Annotated in this window: 3 protein-coding genes; all 3 read left to right on the forward strand. The window is 68.8% G+C overall.

The genetic code is table 11. The features are described 5' to 3' along the window. Window positions 1–382 (forward strand): lytic transglycosylase domain-containing protein (locus tag FJ309_17640; GenBank protein ID MBM3956397.1); only part of this gene is annotated, 382 nt, incomplete at its 5' end. Then, complete coding sequence (moaB, locus tag FJ309_17645; protein MBM3956398.1) at window positions 366–923, forward strand: molybdenum cofactor biosynthesis protein B; 558 nt, start codon at window positions 366–368, stop codon at window positions 921–923. The genes FJ309_17640 and moaB, both read left to right, overlap by 17 nt. Window positions 924–997: 74 nt before the next feature. Beyond that, on the forward strand, window positions 998–1,270 hold a 273-nt coding region (locus tag FJ309_17650), incomplete at its 3' end, for a transcriptional regulator (GenBank protein ID MBM3956399.1).

Below are 1,270 nucleotides of genomic sequence, written 5' to 3' on the forward strand. Positions count from 1 at the left end.
CCTCCACGACCCGTCATTCAACATGACTCTGGGCCAGCGCTACCTGCTGCAACTTCTCGAGAGCGAGCCGGTGGGCGGCGACCTCATCCGCCTCGCCGCCTCCTACAACGCCGGCCCCGGCACCGTGGTGCGATGGAAGCAGCGCCGGGACCAGCGCGACGCCGAGACGCGCGAGGACGCGCTGCTGGCGATCGAGACCCTGCCCTCGCCGGAGACGCGGCATTTCATCACCCGCGTCCTCTATTCCTACTGGATGTATTCCGAGCGCATGGGCCAGCCCGCACCCTCGCTCGACGCGGTCGCCCAGGGCGCCTGGCCGAGCTACGTTCCTCCGGTGTTCCTGACAGCCAGAGCGACCGGTCCCAATGCCAAAGATCGATGAGAGCCGCCCCTTCCTGCCGGTCAACATCGCGATCCTGACGGTGTCCGACACGAGGGGCGCCGCCGACGACAGGTCGGGCGACGCGCTCGCCGAGATGGTCCGCCGCGACGGCCACGTGGTGCATGCGCGCCGCATCGTGCGTGACGACGTGGCAGAGATCGCGGCAGCCATCCGCGCCTGGATCGCCGACAGCCAGGTCGACGTCGTCGTGTCCACCGGCGGGACCGGCGTCACCGGCCGCGACGTGACGCCGGAGGCCGTCGAATCCCTGCTCGAGAAGCGCATCGACGGCTTCGGCGAGATGTTCCGCTGGATCAGCTGGCCGAAGATCGGGACCTCGACGATCCAGAGCCGCGCGGTCGGCGGAGTCGCCGGCGGCACCTATGTCTTTGCCCTGCCCGGTTCCCCCTCTGCATGCCGCGACGGCTGGGAGGAGATCCTCAGGTGGCAGCTCGACAACCGCCACCGCCCCTGCAACCTCGTCGAGCTCATGCCGCGGCTGCAGGAGCACCTCTCCGCGAAGCCCAAGGCGACGGTCTGACGGACCGGATGCGAGCCGCATCGGTTTCGGTATAGCGTTGCGAGCGCACATCGTCGGGAGGGGTCCAGTCGCGCATGGGCAGGACGATCGACTTCAGCGAATTCCTCGCCATCTCGGCCAGCGTCACCTCGGACGAGATGATGGCCCGGGTACTCAGCCACAGCCGCAGGCTGACGGGTGCCGAGGCCGGGACGATCTTCCTCGTCCGCCGCGAGGGCGTGAAGAAGTGGCTCGAGGCCACGCATTTCCAGAACAACCGCATTCCCGTGCCGAAGGCAGTGCTGCGCGTGCCGCTGAACAGCGCCTCGATCGCCGGCTACGCCGCGGAGACGGGGCACATGCTCCGC

This window comes from Planctomycetota bacterium (assembly GCA_016872555.1).
Classification (GTDB): Bacteria; Planctomycetota; Planctomycetia; order Pirellulales; family UBA1268; genus F1-20-MAGs016.

Coding starts and splice junctions, on each gene's coding strand:
- moaB (MBM3956398.1), top strand. CDS start 366: ATGCCAAAGATCGATGAGAGCCGCCCCTTCCTGCCGGTCAACATCGCG.